This window comes from Oceanicoccus sagamiensis (assembly GCF_002117105.1).
GTDB classification, from domain to species: Bacteria; Pseudomonadota; Gammaproteobacteria; order Pseudomonadales; family Dasaniaceae; genus Oceanicoccus; species Oceanicoccus sagamiensis.
The window spans coordinates 3,580,536-3,596,652 of record NZ_CP019343.1 but is presented as its reverse complement, the minus strand read 5'-3'; the positions used below and the strand labels follow the sequence as shown (position 1 = coordinate 3,596,652).

At 48.0% G+C, this 16,117-nt stretch carries 18 protein-coding genes and 1 tRNA gene; 9 read left to right on the top strand and 10 right to left on the bottom strand.

Going from position 1 to position 16,117, the window contains the following annotated elements; genetic code table 11:
• Window positions 1-10: 10 nt before the first annotated feature.
• The 7 genes from fabF to BST96_RS16280 all read right to left on the bottom strand — a co-directional run bounded on the left by fabF (window position 11) and on the right by BST96_RS16280 (window position 5,478).
• Window positions 11-1,252, bottom strand: coding sequence for a beta-ketoacyl-ACP synthase II (gene fabF / locus BST96_RS16310; protein WP_085759718.1), 1,242 nt, complete (start codon window positions 1,250-1,252; stop codon window positions 11-13).
• 198 nt (window positions 1,253-1,450) lie between these two features.
• On the bottom strand, window positions 1,451-1,687 hold the full coding sequence (gene acpP / locus BST96_RS16305; RefSeq protein ID WP_007226680.1) for an acyl carrier protein: 237 nt from the start codon (window positions 1,685-1,687) through the stop codon (window positions 1,451-1,453).
• A 228-nt stretch (window positions 1,688-1,915) separates the two neighbouring features.
• Window positions 1,916-2,653, bottom strand: a complete 738-nt coding sequence (gene fabG / locus BST96_RS16300) for a 3-oxoacyl-ACP reductase FabG (RefSeq protein WP_085759717.1) — start codon at window positions 2,651-2,653, stop codon at window positions 1,916-1,918.
• 15 nt (window positions 2,654-2,668) lie between these two features.
• Window positions 2,669-3,598: an ACP S-malonyltransferase gene (gene fabD / locus BST96_RS16295; RefSeq protein ID WP_085759716.1), complete on the bottom strand. Its 930-nt coding sequence runs from the start codon at window positions 3,596-3,598 to the stop codon at window positions 2,669-2,671.
• 70 nt (window positions 3,599-3,668) lie between these two features.
• On the bottom strand, window positions 3,669-4,676 hold the full coding sequence (gene plsX, locus BST96_RS16290; protein WP_085759715.1) for a phosphate acyltransferase PlsX: 1,008 nt from the start codon (window positions 4,674-4,676) through the stop codon (window positions 3,669-3,671).
• Window positions 4,677-4,696: 20 nt separating this feature from the next.
• Window positions 4,697-4,879 carry a 50S ribosomal protein L32 gene (gene rpmF, locus BST96_RS16285; protein WP_085759714.1) on the bottom strand — a complete coding sequence of 61 codons (183 nt, stop codon included), beginning with the start codon at window positions 4,877-4,879 and terminating at the stop codon, window positions 4,697-4,699.
• Between the two features lie 41 nt (window positions 4,880-4,920).
• Window positions 4,921-5,478, bottom strand: coding sequence for a YceD family protein (locus BST96_RS16280; RefSeq protein ID WP_085760569.1), 558 nt, complete (start codon window positions 5,476-5,478; stop codon window positions 4,921-4,923).
• Between the two features lie 147 nt (window positions 5,479-5,625).
• On the opposite strand from BST96_RS16280, the gene BST96_RS16275 reads away from it, so the two are divergent.
• Window positions 5,626-6,204 (top strand): Maf family protein, encoded by a 579-nt coding sequence (locus BST96_RS16275; RefSeq protein WP_085759713.1) that lies wholly within the window; start codon window positions 5,626-5,628, stop codon window positions 6,202-6,204.
• Here BST96_RS16275 and BST96_RS16270 read toward each other — a convergent pair.
• The gene (locus BST96_RS16270; RefSeq protein ID WP_085759712.1) at window positions 6,201-6,833 is read right to left on the bottom strand and encodes an HAD-IA family hydrolase; all 633 of its coding nucleotides are present in this window, start codon (window positions 6,831-6,833) and stop codon (window positions 6,201-6,203) included. The two genes, BST96_RS16275 and BST96_RS16270, sit on opposite strands and share 4 nt — an antisense overlap.
• A 6-nt stretch (window positions 6,834-6,839) precedes the next feature.
• Window positions 6,840-7,829, bottom strand: a complete 990-nt coding sequence (rluC, locus tag BST96_RS16265; RefSeq protein WP_085759711.1) for a 23S rRNA pseudouridine(955/2504/2580) synthase RluC — start codon at window positions 7,827-7,829, stop codon at window positions 6,840-6,842.
• 819 nt (window positions 7,830-8,648) lie between these two features.
• Here rluC and rne point away from each other — a divergent pair.
• The 8 genes from rne (at window position 8,649) to BST96_RS16225 (ending at window position 15,072) form a co-directional block, all read left to right on the top strand.
• Window positions 8,649-11,342, top strand: a complete 2,694-nt coding sequence (gene rne / locus BST96_RS16260) for a ribonuclease E (RefSeq protein WP_085759710.1) — start codon at window positions 8,649-8,651, stop codon at window positions 11,340-11,342.
• 163 nt (window positions 11,343-11,505) lie between these two features.
• Window positions 11,506-11,593 (top strand) — tRNA-Ser (locus BST96_RS16255).
• 246 nt (window positions 11,594-11,839) lie between these two features.
• Window positions 11,840-12,529, top strand: a complete 690-nt coding sequence (locus tag BST96_RS16250) for a Bax inhibitor-1/YccA family protein (RefSeq protein WP_085759709.1) — start codon at window positions 11,840-11,842, stop codon at window positions 12,527-12,529.
• A gap of 108 nt (window positions 12,530-12,637) precedes the next feature.
• Window positions 12,638-13,030: a sulfurtransferase complex subunit TusD gene (gene tusD, locus BST96_RS16245; RefSeq protein ID WP_085759708.1), complete on the top strand. Its 393-nt coding sequence runs from the start codon at window positions 12,638-12,640 to the stop codon at window positions 13,028-13,030.
• Between the two features lie 2 nt (window positions 13,031-13,032).
• Window positions 13,033-13,395: a sulfurtransferase complex subunit TusC gene (tusC, locus tag BST96_RS16240; protein ID WP_085759707.1), complete on the top strand. Its 363-nt coding sequence runs from the start codon at window positions 13,033-13,035 to the stop codon at window positions 13,393-13,395.
• Between the two features lie 5 nt (window positions 13,396-13,400).
• Window positions 13,401-13,700: a sulfurtransferase complex subunit TusB gene (gene tusB, locus BST96_RS16235; RefSeq protein ID WP_085759706.1), complete on the top strand. Its 300-nt coding sequence runs from the start codon at window positions 13,401-13,403 to the stop codon at window positions 13,698-13,700.
• Window positions 13,701-13,704: 4 nt separating this feature from the next.
• The gene (locus BST96_RS16230; RefSeq protein ID WP_085759705.1) at window positions 13,705-14,037 is read left to right on the top strand and encodes a TusE/DsrC/DsvC family sulfur relay protein; all 333 of its coding nucleotides are present in this window, start codon (window positions 13,705-13,707) and stop codon (window positions 14,035-14,037) included.
• A gap of 12 nt (window positions 14,038-14,049) precedes the next feature.
• Complete coding sequence (locus tag BST96_RS16225) at window positions 14,050-15,072, top strand: glycosyl transferase family protein (RefSeq protein ID WP_085759704.1); 1,023 nt, start codon at window positions 14,050-14,052, stop codon at window positions 15,070-15,072.
• 4 nt (window positions 15,073-15,076) lie between these two features.
• Here the strand turns inward: BST96_RS16225 and galE are convergent, their stop codons facing one another.
• Window positions 15,077-16,093, bottom strand: coding sequence for a UDP-glucose 4-epimerase GalE (gene galE, locus BST96_RS16220; RefSeq protein WP_085759703.1), 1,017 nt, complete (start codon window positions 16,091-16,093; stop codon window positions 15,077-15,079).
• Between the last annotated feature and the right edge of the window lie 24 nt (window positions 16,094-16,117).

Genomic DNA, 16,117 nt, shown 5'->3' with positions numbered 1-16,117 from the left:
GGATAATCAACTAATCACATTTGCCAAAGAGCAAACTGCCATTGGTGCCACCAAAGCCAAAGGAATTGGATAAGGCATAGTTGATTGTCATTTCCTGAGCGGTATACGGCACATAATTCAAATTACAACCTTCGTCGGGGTTATCCAGGTTAATTGTTGGTGGAGCCACCTGATCGCGAATGGCCAAAATGGAAAAGACTGCTTCTACAGCACCAGCAGCTCCTAGCAAATGACCAACCATAGATTTTGTTGAACTGACCGCCACACTATTCGCCGCATCACCCAAAACTGACTCTACCGCTTTACTTTCCGCCACATCACCTGCCTGTGTCGACGTGCCGTGAGCATTAATATAATTGACCTGATCAACATTAATACCTGCATCCAAAATTGCATTACGCATAGAAGCCGCTGCACCACGGCCATCTTCAGGAGGTGATGTCATATGGTAGGCATCACCACTCATGCCAAAACCTACCAATTCAGCGTAGATAGTGGCACCACGAGCCCTGGCGGTTTCATATTCTTCTAATACCAACATACCAGCACCGTCAGACAAAACAAAACCATCGCGGTCTTTATCCCAGGGGCGGCTGGCGCGCTGCGGATCATCATTGCGGGTTGATAAAGCCCGGGCAGCGGCAAAGCCACCCAAGCCCAGAGGTGTGGATGACATTTCAGAACCACCGGCTACCATCACATCGGCATCACCATAGGCAATGACACGGGCAGCATGACCAATATTGTGTGTACCAGTGGTACAGGCGGTAGTGATCGCAAAGTTAGGGCCCTGCAAACCATATTTAATCGACAGGTTACCAGCCACCATATTGATAACAGTACCGGGGACAAAAAACGGAGAGATTTTTCTTGGGCCGCTATTGATCAGCTTTTGATAATTTTCTTCAATATAACTGACACCGCCAATACCGGAACCGATAGCCACACCAATACGGCCAGCATTTTCATCAGTGACTTCCAGGCCTGAATCTTCTATTGCTTGAATACCAGCAGCCATACCATACTGGATAAAGGTATCCATTTTCCGGGCATCCTTTGCTGTCATATAGTCAGTAACATCAAAATCCTTTACCGAACCACCAAAACGGGTGCTGTAAGCGGAGACATCAAATTGCTCCAGTGGACCAATACCACTTTTACCATTGACGATATTTTGCCAAGTGCTATTTACATCATTCCCAACGGGTGTAACCAAACCCAAACCGGTGACTACAACTCTTCGTTTTGACACTACTGCCTCCTATGCGATGACACGGTAACAACGGATTACAAAAATTAACGACTGAAGTTCACTAACCATAATGCTTATTTAACCATTAAGAGCGGCCTGAGACAAAACCCGGATAACAAAAAGCCGCTCTATTAAACAATAGAACGGCTTTTAAAAAGGTTTACCTCTGCAATGCCAATAGCAATGCAGACGAAGGAGTTAACCCAGGTTTTTGTTGATATAGTCGATAGCCAACTGAACAGTAGTAATTTGCTCGGCTTCTTCATCAGGAATTTCAGTTTCGAATTCTTCTTCCAGAGCCATTACCAATTCAACGGTGTCCAGTGAATCTGCACCCAAATCTTCTACAAAAGAAGCTGAGGTCTGTACTTCGTCTTCTTTAACACCTAGTTGCTCTGCAACAATTTTCTTTACGCGTTCTTCAATGCTGCTCATGGTCGTAATCGACTCCTGTTGTGTAGCTATAAATAGCTCTATAGATTGTTCAATATTGTTTAAGCTTTCACCCACGAAAACCAAATCATAGCGAGTAAAGCTTATATAGGCATTACTACTGATTTTCGGCGGGCATTTTACTCGATTTTATCCGCTGTGTACCACGGTTTTCTAAAAAACCTTGATTAAATCTGCTAAAATTATAAAAAGATCTTATATTTCAGCAACTTAACCCATATACATACCACCATTAACATGGATGGTTTCACCGGTAATATAGCCTCCGGCGTCACTAGCAAGGAAGCCAACCACACCTGCAATCTCTTCTGGCTGCCCTAAACGGGACAAAGGGATCTGTGAAAGCATCAGGTTTTTGTTCTCTTCGGGCAGCTCTTTGGTCATATCTGTATCAATAAAACCCGGTGCTACCGCGTTAACAGTAATACTGCGAGCGCCTAATTCTTTAGCCAGCGAACGGGAAAAACCCTCCATACCGGCCTTGGTCGCGGCATAGTTGGACTGACCTGCATTACCCATCGAGCCCACTACAGAGCTGATATTAATAATACGACCCCAACGCGCTTTAGACATACCACGAACACAGGCCTTGGAAAGACGGAAGATGGAGGTCAGATTAGTGGCCATCACATTATCCCACTCATCTTCTTTCATTCTCATTAGCAGGTTATCTCCGGTAATACCGGCATTGTTAACCAGTACCGTGGGAGCCGCATATTTTTCAGCAATAGCTTTTAATACCGACGCCACTGAATCTGCATCAGATACATTCAGCATCATACCTTCGCCAGCCATACCCGCCTCGGCCATATAGGCACTAATGTTTTCTGCACCACCTTCTGTGGTGGCCGTGCCAACAACAGTAAAGCCATCAGCACCTAACTGCTTAGCTATAGCCTGACCAATACCGCGACTCGCCCCTGTCACTAATGCAACTTTATCCGACATTTTTCTCTCCAATAATTAGTTAAATTCTGCCAATGCTTTTTCTAAACCGGCAGGGTCTTCAATACTAAAACTGCTTAGCGAGCGGTCGATACGACGACTTAAACCACCCAGCACTTTACCTGGGCCACATTCAAGGGTATTGCTAATACCTGCAGCGGCCATGGTTTGAATACAGCTGGTCCATTTAACCGGGCTATAAATTTGCTCAACCAATAAGGTTTTAATTTTTTCCGGTTCAGATTCTGTCTGGGCATGCACATTATGTACAACCGGCGTTGCTGGAGCACTTACCGCTAACTCAGCCACTTTTTCTGCCAGCTTTTCACCGGCGGGACGCATCAACGAGGTATGGAAAGGTGCGCTGACCGGTAGTGGCATTGCCCGTTTGGCGCCGGCTTCTTTGAGCAAGACAATCGCTTGATCTACCGCTGCTACCTTACCCGCAATAACCACCTGACCTGGAGAATTAAAGTTAACGGCTTCTGCACCCGTCTGCTGACAGATATCAATAATGACCTCATCATCAAGCCCCAAGACAGCGGCCATAGCCCCTTCACCAACCGGCACTGCTGTTTGCATAAACTGGCCGCGATCACGCACCAGGGTTACCGCGTCAGCAAAAGCCAAACTACCGGCACAAACCAGCGCTGAAAATTCGCCCAGACTATGTCCTGCCATCATTGCAGGTCTGGCACCACCTTGCTGCTCCCAGACACGCCAAAGAGCAACACTGGCGGTCAATAAAATCGGTTGAGTTCTTTCGGTCAGGTTTAATTGTTCCTGTTCACCGTTTTGAATAAGGTCCCAGAGATCGTAAGCCAGAGCATCCGACGCTTCGGCAAAGGTTTCTTGAACCACGGCATGCTGCTCGGCTATATCCGCCAACATACCAACTTTTTGTGAGCCCTGACCGGGAAAGACAAAGGCAAGTGTTTGATCACTCATCGATTATTTATCCTTTCTTAAAAAAAAACACCCATCATCCCCGCAAAGGCGGGTATGACAAACTTAAACTTTATTCTGATAAAGTCGTCAGTTGCTGATCGATCATATCCAGCATATTACTAGCAACTTCCAACCGTGCTTGCTCAATCGCATGTACAAAACCTTTGACATTACTGCTGCCGTGGCTTTTAACCACCACACCCTGCAAGCCTAAAAAACTGGCGCCATTATACTGTTCAGGATCCAGCTTTTGGTAGATTCTTTTGAGGACAGGCAAAGCAAAAAAACCGGCCATACGACTTAGCCAGTTCGCTTTAAAACTCTCATTTAAAATCCCTGAGATATAAGCCGCTGTGCCTTCACAGGCCTTCAAGGCCACATTACCGACAAAACCATCAGCAACAATCACATCGGCACTGGCGGCAAATAGCCCGTCACCTTCTATAAAGCCGATATAGTTTAGCTGCTGATTAGCCCGAATCAATGCATCCGCTAATTTAACTTGCTCATTACCTTTGGTAGCTTCTTCGCCAATATTGAGTAGCGCCACTCGCGGGCTTTCAATACCATCAACGGCACAAGCCAGGGCCGAACCCATGACTGCAAACTGATGCAGATGACTGGCACTGCTGTCGACATTGGCCCCCAGGTCTAATAAATAGCTATGCCCTTTAACCGAAGGGACCGCCGAGCAAATCGCCGGACGATCAATACCCGGCAAGGTTTTTAGCACATAACTTCCCATAGCCATTAAGGCTCCGGTATTACCAGCACTGACCACGGCATCTACTTGCTTGTCCTTTAGCAAATCAATGGCCATACGCATTGAAGACTGGGATTTTTTTCTTAGGGCATGAGAGGGTTTATCTGACATCGTGACAACGTCAGGGGCATGTACAATCGTTAAGCGGTTGCGGTCGGTATCGGGTAGCGCCGATTCAATAGCGGATTGCTCACCCACAAGCGTGAGTTCAATATCAGAAAATTGGGAAAGAGATGTTACAGCGGCGGGGATAGAAACGCGGAGACCGAAGTCCCCGCCCATACAATCAATAGCTATGCGTATTCGCGAAGCCATTTAATGGTCTAAAACTTTGATTACTCGTCGTCTTGAGTATCAACAACTTTTTTGCCACGGTAGAAACCGTCAGCTGATACGTGGTGACGACGATGAGTTTCACCGCTGGTAGGATCAACAGACAGCGTTGGTCCGGTTAGCGAATCGTGTGAACGACGCTGACCGCGACGTGAACGGGTTACTTTACTCTTTTGTACGGCCATGGCCTTAACTCCTCTACTTACTCAGTGATTGCATCACGCAATTACTTATCGAATTTTAACTGTTCTAAAACGTGAAAAGGATTGTCCTTCTCATTATCTGCGTCTGCCTTTGCAACCGCTTCGGCCGCTTCAGGATCAACACTGCTATAACCTACATCCTGCTTACAATCTGCCGCTGGGTGATAATTCACATAGGGCAAACTTAAGATCAACTCTTCCGAGACAATATCTGCAAGATCAACTAATTCTTCTCCAACAATTAATGGCTCTAATGTTTTAGGTAAACGTTCTGCATCCTCTTCGGACCAAACAATACCCAATTCAAACTGCACATCAATCGGAACCGGCATCGGCTCTAGACAGCGCTGGCAAGTCATATTCACGGTGCCAGTGATTTTACCGTCTACCCTGCGCTTGCGTTCATCATCTATATAGAACTCAAGTTTAACCGCGATTTCGCTGTCTTTACCGCTATCACCCTCAGCCAATAAGTCCTCGATACGAGGCAGGGATGAAATCGGCGGATTAGCACTGATTTCAGCACCTTTCACCACCAATTTACGGATATCTATCTGGCTTGGCAGGGGGGCGGTCAACATAAGCGCGCAATCATAGGGCTGTAGGCTGGGACTGTCAAAGGAAAATACCGGCAATTACCGATTTTTTGTAGGGAAATCAGTGATTTCTACCTATAATCCATCAAATTCACGCCTTCTTGCTAACAATACGGTCTGCAGAGCCCTTTTATGCTCCCCATCATACTCGCTTCAAGCTCCCCCTACCGCAGAGAATTACTGGGCCGACTAGCCATAGACTTTGTTTGTAGCAGCCCCGATATTGATGAAACTGCCCTGCCCGATGAATCCCCCCAGCAGCTAGTAGAAAGGCTGGCGCAACAGAAAGCCCAGGCGGTGGCAGCAGATTACCCCCAACACCTGATTATCGGCTCTGACCAAGTGGCCAGCCTGGGGCAAGACATTCTGACCAAACCCGGTCATAGCGACAAAGCCCAGGCCCAGCTTGCCGCCTGTAGTGGTAAAACCGTTACCTTTTATACCGGCCTTAGCCTGCTCAACAGTAAAACCGGGCAACAGCAAAGCTGTATTGAGCCCTTCTCGGTAAAATTTCGACACTTGGATACAGCGACCATCGAACGCTATATTGCCGCTGAGCAGCCTTTTGACTGCGCCGGTAGCTTTAAGATGGAAGGACTGGGGATAAGTCTATTTGAGCAACTGCAGGGCGATGACCCCAATAGCCTGGTAGGCCTGCCCCTGATCAAACTGGTGGATATGCTAAAGACTGAGGGCATCAATATCCCTTAGCCCCACTCTAGCAACTCCTCAAAACGGTCAATAATGCGAACAGGCTTGTGGGGCAGTAAGCGCTCAACCGAATGGGCACCATAGCTCACTCCAATACTTCGCATACCGGCATTGGCTGCCATCCCCAAATCAAAATCGGTATCCCCCACCATCACGGCCGAACTGACCTCAACATCCAACTCCTGCAATAACTGGTTCAGCATTAAGGGGTCAGGTTTGGATGCGGTTTCATCGGCACAACGGCTGCCATCAAAAAAATCCGTTAATGACATATTAGCCAATACTCGATTCAGCCCACGGCGACTCTTACCGGTGGCTACCGCCAATAAATGCCCTTCAGCACGCAGCTGCTTTAATACGTCATCGACATTGGGGAAAAAGTCACAGGGGGTTTGGTCATCGGCAACGAAGTGGCGGGAATAAGCAGCCGTCACCTCAGGAATTATCGCTTTATCTATCTCCGGAAAGAGCGTTTGCACCGCCTCTGGCAGGCCTAAACCGATAATACTCTTGGCCTGCTCGGTACTGCGCTCAGGTAAGCCCAGTTCGGCAATGGCCTTTTGCATACAGCCGGCAATTTTATCAGTGGAATCCAGTAAGGTCCCATCCCAATCAAAAACAAACAACATACAACATTACTCGGTAGGTAGATTTTCTAATACGGATTGTAACTCAGGGCTTAGGGCAGCACTGACAGTGAGGTCTTTTTCATCCTCGGGCATAGGCACACGTAAACTGGCCGCATGCAGAAATAAGCGCTTTAAGCCCTTCTGTTTAAAATTCTGGCAAGCCTGTTGATCGCCATATTTATCATCCCCTAATAGCGGGTGGCCTACATGCAGCGCATGAACCCTGATTTGATGGGTTCGCCCGGTAATGGGTTTAGCCTCAACCAGAGTGGCCTGCGGATAGCGCTCAACAATGGCAAACTCCGTGGTGGACTGTTTCCCCTCAGGGGAGACATTGACCATACGCTCACCAGAGCGCAGGGTGTTCTTTAATAAAGGGGCTTTAACCAGCTTACGGCGATTTGGCCAGCGACCAGCCACCAGCGCCAAATAGCGCTTATCCACTTTACCGGTACGCAACTGCTCGTGGAGATAGCGCAGCATACTGCGCTTTTTAGCGATCATAATGCAGCCAGAGGTATCTCTATCCAAGCGATGCACCAACTCTAAAAAGCGTAATTCCGGGCGCATGACCCGCAACGCTTCTATTAAACCCTGATTAATTCCACTACCGCCATGCACCGCAAGACCGGATGGCTTATTAATCACCATTAAACGGTCATCTTCAAACAAGATCGACGACGTTAGCAGCTGATGAAGACTTTCTGACACACCTTGGCGGGCCTTTTCCTCAGCCACTCTTACCGGTGGTACCCGGATAACATCCCCTTCACAGAGCTTATACTCGGCTTTAACTCGTCCTTTATTAACCCGCACCTCACCCTTGCGCACAATGCGGTAAATCTTGGACTTGGGTACACCTTTCAGGTGCCGCAACAGAAAATTGTCGATTCTCTGGCCAGCATGAGCATCCGTCACTTCTACAAAACTGACCCCATTACCAGGCTTGCTGGAGGCCGACTTTTCAGCCTTATCCTTAGTAAAAAGATCAGTCATTAAATTTCCGCTGTAAGTAATTGATACACATAGTAAATCCTGTTATGATCCAGCCACATTTTGCTAGGTCAGGTTTCCTCCTCGCTAAAATTTACGTCATCTTACCGGCCAGTTGCCGGCCCGATTAACGAGCTTAGTACTCATCAATCGTGAAAACATAACGTAAACAAAGATCGGGTTGTAGGAAATACCGCTACACCAAATGTTGTTCCGCTGTCGCTTTTTTTCTGAAAGATAACAAATTATTTCAGGGCGACGCGAGATAAAAATTTTATCAGTCCACTTACGCAATGCCTTTACTGGAAAGCCAGAATTGATTGTAAGTGAATTAATTAACAATGCAGACGACATGTCGCAAGCATCGTTTAAACAGTTTTGAATTTGAGACGCAGGTGAAGCGTAAACGACTATCCCCTGCTTAACGTTTAAATAAACCTTAAGCAGCTAAACGGATTAGTTCATTGGTTAAATAGCACGGCTAGTTGAAGAATATGCCCTCTGCTCAACCACCATTACTTCACCAGAACTATTGCTAAATAGAAACGCCCGTAAGCAGTGAACCTCCCTTCAATAACAGGAGGCCACAGAATCCGCGGCGATTATAGCGAGGTTAGTACTAAATTAAGAGTACTAAGTACCGCTATTACTGAACATAAAGCTTAATCGTGCCTTTATTGCCGTAAAAAGCTCCATTTATCAGTAACACTGTTGTTAATGTTTTACGTTATCAACCCTGGATAGCATTAGCTCGACGTCCTCTTCCAATACCGTTTTCCGGTTATTGCGCAAATCCTCTGCTAATTAGGATTTGTTTCCACCATGAAAAGAATGCTTATCAATGCAACTCAACCTGAAGAGTTGCGCGTCGGTCTTGTCGATGGCCAACGCTTATACGACCTGGATATCGAAAACCGCACCCGCGTACAGAAAAAATCAAACGTTTATAAAGGCACTATCACCCGTGTAGAGCCCAGCCTTGAAGCCGCTTTTGTCGACTTCGGCGCTGAACGCCATGGTTTTTTACCGCTCAAAGAAATTGCCCGCGAATACTTCTACCGCCAACCACAGGATGTCGGTGGTCGCTTTAAGATCAAAGACGTAGTTAAAGAAGGCACTGAGGTAATTGTTCAGGTCGACAAAGAAGAGCGTGGTAATAAGGGCGCAGCCCTAACCACCTTCGTCAGCCTGGCGGGTCGCTATCTGGTCTTAATGCCTAACAACCCTCGCGCCGGTGGTATTTCTCGCCGCATAGAAGGTGATGAACGGGCCGAGCTAAAAGCCGCCTTAAACTCTATTACTGTCCCTAACGGCATGGGCGCCATTGTCCGTACCGCCGGTGTAGGCCGCAGCGGTGAAGAACTACAATGGGATTTAGACTATCTGGTACACCTCTGGGAAGCCATTCAAAAGGCCACCGCAGAGCGAAAAGCCCCCTTCCTGCTATTACAGGAAAGCAACGTTATTATTCGCGCTATTCGCGACTATCTGCGTGAAGATATCGATCAGGTACTGATTGATAATAAGGACGCCTATACCGAAGCCCTGAACTTCGTCACTCAGGTTATGCCCCATTATCAAAACCGTATTCGTCACTATAATGACCCGGTCCCCCTATTTAACCGCTACCAAATCGAAAGCCAGATTGAGACCGCCTTCCAGCGCGAAGTGCAGCTCCCCTCCGGTGGCTCTATTGTTATCGACCCAACTGAAGCATTGGTGTCTATTGATATTAACTCCGCCCGCGCAACCAAAGGTGGCAATATTGAAGAAACCGCCCTGCAAACCAACCTTGAAGCGGCCGACGAAATTGCTCGCCAGCTACGTTTAAGGGATATGGGCGGTCTGGTGGTTATCGACTTTATCGATATGCATGCTGCCAAAAACCAGCGCGCTGTTGAAAACCGTATGCGCGACGCGCTAAGCATTGACCGCGCACGGGTTCAGGTAGGCCGCATTTCACGCTTTGGCTTATTGGAAATGTCACGCCAGCGCCTGCGTCCATCACTAGGTGAAACCAGCGCCAAGGTCTGCCCACGCTGTACCGGTCAGGGCACTATCCGTGATACCAAGTCACTGTCACTGTCTATTTTGCGTCTGGTTGAAGAAGCGGCCAGTAAAGACCGCAGTGCAGAGATTCGTGCACTGGTCCCGGTTAATGTCGCTTCCTACTTACTGAATGAAAAGCGCCAGCCGATTCACGATATAGAACAACGTACTAAAGTCCGTGTTGTTATCGCTCCTATTCCACAACTGGAAACGCCACACTTTGAAGTGCAGCGTTTGCGGGACGATGAAATCAGCAAAGATGTAGAGCTGAGCTATAAGATACAAACCGAACAGCCTGAAGAAGTACTGGGTCAGGAAGAAGCCCCAGTACCGGTTCAGCAAGCAGCGGTACAGAGCGTAACGCCTCAAGCTCCGGCACCAGCCGCTGCTGCACCGGCGGCTGCCGAAAAAGCACCGGTTGCAAAAACTGAAAGCACCGGTTTATTCGGAAAAATCATGAGTTTCTTTAGCAGCCCCGCTGAAGAAGAAGTGGTTGAAGAGAAAAAACCCCAGCGTAAGCGCAATAACCAGCGCAATAACCGTCAGGGTCAAGGCCAGGGTCGCAATCAAAACCGTAACCGCAATAGAAATCGCAACAGAAACCGTCGCGATGATAACCGTGAAGATCGCGGTGATCGCAAAGAGCGCAATGACCGTAATGACCGCAATCGCTCTAAAGAAAACAGGCAAGATAAAAAGCCCGAAGATAAAAATGAGACCAGAGAAGCTTCTGAGTCTAATGAGAGCAACGAGAATAACGGTGATCGTCCGCAACGTCGTCCCTCTAACCGCAGACCCCGTAACTCAGGTCGCCGCCGTAATCGTGGACCACGTAATGCCGAGAACAAAGCCGAAAACAACCAGACTGAAGAAGCGGCCGTAGATGCAACAACATCAGCACCCGCTCACGAGGCGGCTGTTGAAGCGGTGGTTGAGAATACGACTGAAGGTAGCGTTGAAACGGCAACTGAAGTAAAAGTGGAAACCGTCGCTGAGGCTCCAGCCGAAACAGTTGCAGAAGCCTCTGATGAGACAGCCCCTGCGGAAGCAGCAGAAGCTGTTACAGAAACTGTAGAAGAAACTGCCGCAGCCACTCCGGCCGAGGAAGCGACTGAAGAAGCTGTTGCCGAAACAGCTGCAGAACCTGTAGCAGAAGACACTGAAGCAGCTCCAGAAGCTCCAGCAACACCTGTTGCAGCTGAACCGGCTATAGAGCAAGCAGCTCCACCGCCTAAACCTGCACCAGCAGCTACTGAGCCAGCCCCCATTGCTACAACTCAGGAGAAGCCAGTAGGCCGTGCCGCTAACGACCCACGTATCTCGCCAAAGGCCGTTACCGAGGTTGATATAGCTACATCGCACCTGGACACTGCGCCAAAAGCCCCTGCTCCTGCTGCTGCGCCAGATCCTGCCAAACCCAAAGCAGAGCGGGCCCATAACGACCCACGGCTTAAACGCTCCGCTTAAGTGCTAATATCAAGCCCAGCTAAATGCTGGGCTTTTTTTTGCTCTAAAAACAACCAACCCGGCAAAAACCCAATAACAATCATAAAAACAATGGCTTAGTTACGGTTTTAATCCGGCCAAACCCTTGTCTCACCCGCTAAGCTCTGTATAATTCCGTCCCGTTGGTGGGGTGGCTGAGTGGCCGAAAGCACTGGTCTTGAAAACCAGCGAGGGTAATACCTCCGAGAGTTCGAATCTCTCCCCCACCGCCATTTTTCTCTCTAGCGGTACCTTCACGTCCAAATCAATACCAGAATCCCCCGATTGGATTACCCCAATATGCACCTGCTGTTATGGAACCCTTTACCGCGCTTATTGTCTTAGTGGTTTGAAGCCCAGAAGCTGCAAAATCAACCGCTTAAGCTATACACAAAGCCTTGATTTTAAAGAGGATCCAGCTATGATGGACAACAGCTAAAGCAACTTAAAAAACCCTGTTCACACTATGGAGATATAACATGCGTGACAACCCAGTTTTTTCATCCCAGTCAGGTTCTGCTGATTCGGCACTGTCTACCAACAAGGTACTTCGTAATACCTATATGATGTTGGCCATGACAATGATGGTTAGCGCTATCACCGCCGGTCTGTCCATGTGGATGAACGTCGGCTACGGCGCTGGCATGATAATGATGATCGCTGCCATCGTTTTAATCTGGTTCGTTCTTCCTAAAACCGCCAATTCTTCTTCTGGCATTTACGTCGTGTTTGCCTTTACTGCCCTGATGGGTGCGGCCTTGGGGCCAACCCTGAACCGCTACCTTGCCATGTCCAATGGTGGTGAAATTGTGATGCAGGCGCTGGGCGGCACAGCTTTGGTGTTCTTCTCACTGTCAGGTTATGTACTGACTACTCGTAAAGACTTTAGCTTTATGGGTGGTTTCCTGATGACCGGTTTAGTCGTTCTGGTGATGGTTGCATTAGCCTTAATGGTCGGCTCAATGTTTGGCTTCCATATGCCTGCGGCCTCACTGGCCTTAAGTGCCGGTATTGTGCTGTTAATGTCCGGTTTTATTCTGTTTGATACCAGCCGGATTATTAATGGTGGTGAAACCAATTACCTGATGGCTACGGTTTCTTTATACCTGAATATTTACAACCTGTTTACCAGCCTACTGCATATCTTAGGTGTGATGGGTGACGACTAAATCACCCTGCTAATTAAACCAAAGCCTCGATTTTATCGGGGCTTTTGTTTTTTGGGGTTTGATATTTAGGGCTGTTTTTTAGGAATAGCTTTTTAAGGGTTTTATTCTATGCGTTTTTCATTACTCATCCTCGGCGCCCCCTATTCCAGCCAGTCGGTGGCTACCGCGCTGCGCTTTGCCCAGGCTGCTGTAGACGCAGGTCATAATGTTTACCGTATATTTTTCTACCACGATGCCGTCAATAACGGCAACGCCCTGATAACGCCACCACAGGATGAAAACAATATCCCTCAGCAGTGGCAGATACTAGCAAACCAGCACGATATTGATTTGGTGGTTTGTATTGCCAGCGCTTTAAAACGAGGGGTGATGGATGCCAAAGAAGCCGACCGCTATGAAAAACCCAGCCACAATCTCAGTGATAGTGTTACCCTTTCAGGGCTGGGCCAGTTAGTGGATGCCTCTATCAATTCTGATCGCCTGATCACCTTTGGGCCCTAACAATGGCGAGCAAGCGTATTCTACTGATTTGTCGAAAAGCCCCCTATGGTAACGCTCTGGCCAGAGCTGCCGCGGATATGGCGCTGGCTGCCGGAGCCTTCGATCAAGAGTTGGCGATAGCGTTTATCGGCGATGGCGTTTGGCAGACTATAGACCAACAGGACAGCACTGATATCCAACAGAAAAATCACCAGAAATTATTATCCGCCTTTGAGCTTTATGGTATTAGCGAAAGCTATGTAGAAGCTGAAGCCCTGACTGAACGACAGATTGAACCCTCACGACTTAGCCTCGCAGCCAAGCCAGTTAATCAACAACAGTTGTCTGAGTTATTTGAGCAAGCTGATATGCTTTTAACGGTATAAACCTGATGATTTTACACACCGTTAACAAATCCCCCTTTAGTGATTCAAGCTTTACTGATTGCTTAAAGTTTTGTCGTGCCGGTAGCTCCGTACTGCTTATTGAAGACGGAGTCTATGCAGGAAAAAAAGCGACTCACTATAGCGAACTGATTGAAAACCACCGTGATATTACATTCTATGCGCTGGCAGTGGATGTTAATGCTCGGGGACTTAAGCAAGATATAAGCACAAATATTACGTTGATTAGCGACAGTGAATTTGTTGAGCTAACGGTAACGCACCATAGCGTACAAAGCTGGTTCTAGGGTTATGGAAATGATCGTTGACCAGCAAACCATCCTATTGGATAAAGAAGGTTTTCTAAAAGACCTGTCGCAATGGAACCCACAAGTCGCTGAGCAGCTTGCCAACAACGAAGGGATCGCGCTTAGCGATGATCATTGGGAAATTATTGATTTGCTGCAACAGTTTTACCGGGAGTTTGAATTATCTCCGGCTATGCGCCCTCTAGTAAAATATGTTGGCCAGCAACTGGGGGATGATAAAGGCAAAAGCATTTATCTACTCGCCTTATTTCCTGGCAGCCCGGCAAAATTCGCTGCAAAAATCGCAGGTCTACCCAAGCCTGATAACTGTCTTTAGAACTATACCATCATGTCAGAACAGTACCGCAATACACTTAGCCAAATCAAAAACGGCGAACACCCTTTCGCTCACTATGTTCGCATCCTCGGCAAAGGCAAGACAGGCTCCCGCTCCCTTACCGAACAGGAAGCCTTTGATGCCATGCAAATGATTTTAAAAGGCGATGTGGAAGACCTACAGCTAGGTGCCTTTTTGATGTTATTGCGCGTTAAAGAAGAAAGCCATGAAGAGTTAACCGGCTTTGTTGCCGCAGCCAGAGAGCATATAGCCGCCCCCAAAGCAGTGAATGTGCAGCTGGATTGGTCCAGCTATGCCGGTAAGAAAAAACAGCTGCCCTGGTATTTATTAAGCTGCTTTGCCATTGCCGATCAGGGTATTCCTGTTTATATGCACGGTGCCAGCGGCCATACCGAAGGTAGACTTTATACAGAGCAGGTATTAACCGCGCTGGGTATTACGCCAGCACAGGACTGGCCGATGGTGGAGCAGCAATTAAACACACAGTGCTTTTCTTTTATGCCACTTGAGTTTTTATGCCCGCCATTAAAGCGCATTATCGATTTTCGTCATTATCTGGGTTTGCGTTCGCCGGTGCATACCTTATCCAGACTACTAAACCCTTTAGCTGCGCCCTATTCTATGCAAAGCATTTTTCACCCCGCCTATGGTGACAGCCACCAGCAAGCTGCGATCAGCCTGGGGCAAAGCCATGCAGCGGTCTTTAAAGGTGAAGGCGGTGAAATTGAGCGCAGGCCAGAAGCCAGCTGTCTGGTCAAAACCGTTATTGACGGTGTAGCAGGCGAAGAGAGCTGGCCAAAAATGCTTGAAGGCCGCCAAGCCTTAGCCGAAACACTGGACATTGATCACTTAACCGCGGTGTGGCGCGGTGATGCAGAGGATGCCTATGGGAGGGATGCAATTATCGGCACGCTAGCCATTAGCATTCGCTTAATGCAAAAAGCCGATGACCAGTCATCGGCTTTTTCTCTGGCTAAACAATGGTGGTTAGAGCGGGACCGAAACCGCTTATAAACTATCAGCTATCTTTATAACCGTTAGGGTTGTCGCTTTGCCAGCGCCAGCTGTCACGGGTCATGGCTTCTATCCCTAATGTTGCCGTCCAGTTAAGCTCCTGTGCGGCAAAGGCTGGGTCAGCATAACAACTGGCGACATCACCGGCACGACGTTCTACCAGTTTATACGCTATTGCCTTACTACTGGCCTTTTCAAAAGCCGCCACCATTTCCAGCACCGAGTAGCCCGTACCCGTACCCAGGTTATAGGCAACAGTTCCCGGGTTGGATGATAATTTTTCCAAGGCTTTAAGATGGCCCAATGCAAGATCTACCACATGGATGTAGTCTCTTACGCCAGTACCATCAACCGTATCGTAATCACTACCAAACACCGCCAGACTTTCGAGCTTACCTACGGCCACTTGAGTAATATAGGGTAATAAATTATTAGGTATACCATTGGGGTCTTCACCAATACGGCCACTCTCATGAGCACCAGCGGGATTAAAATATCGCAACAGTATTGTATTCCAGCGATCGTCCGATCTATTCAAATCACGTAAAATCTCTTCCACCATTAGTTTAGAGCGCCCGTAGGGGTTAGTCGCCGATAAGGGGAAACTTTCATTAATGGGGACGGTGGCAGGGTCACCATAGACAGTGGCCGAAGAACTAAATACCAGATTAAATACCCCATACTTTGCCATTGCCTCACACAGCACTAAAGTGCCGTAGACATTGTTCTGGTAATACAGGGAGGGCTTGGCCACGGATTCACCCACGGCTTTAAGGCCTGCAAAGTGAATCACGGCATCGATATTTTCCTGGCTAAAAATAACTTCCAGAGCTGCAGCATCGCGAATATCAACCTGATGAAAAACCAACTCACGACCGGTAATTTCCTGTACCCGACTCAGGGACTCAGGGTGACTATTAGACAGGTTATCTACCACAATCACCTCATAGCCGGCTGCTAACAGCTCAACACAGGTGTGACTGCCAATATAGCCCGCTCCGCCCGTTACCAATACCTTCATGACCTATCCCTTATTCAGCAGCTT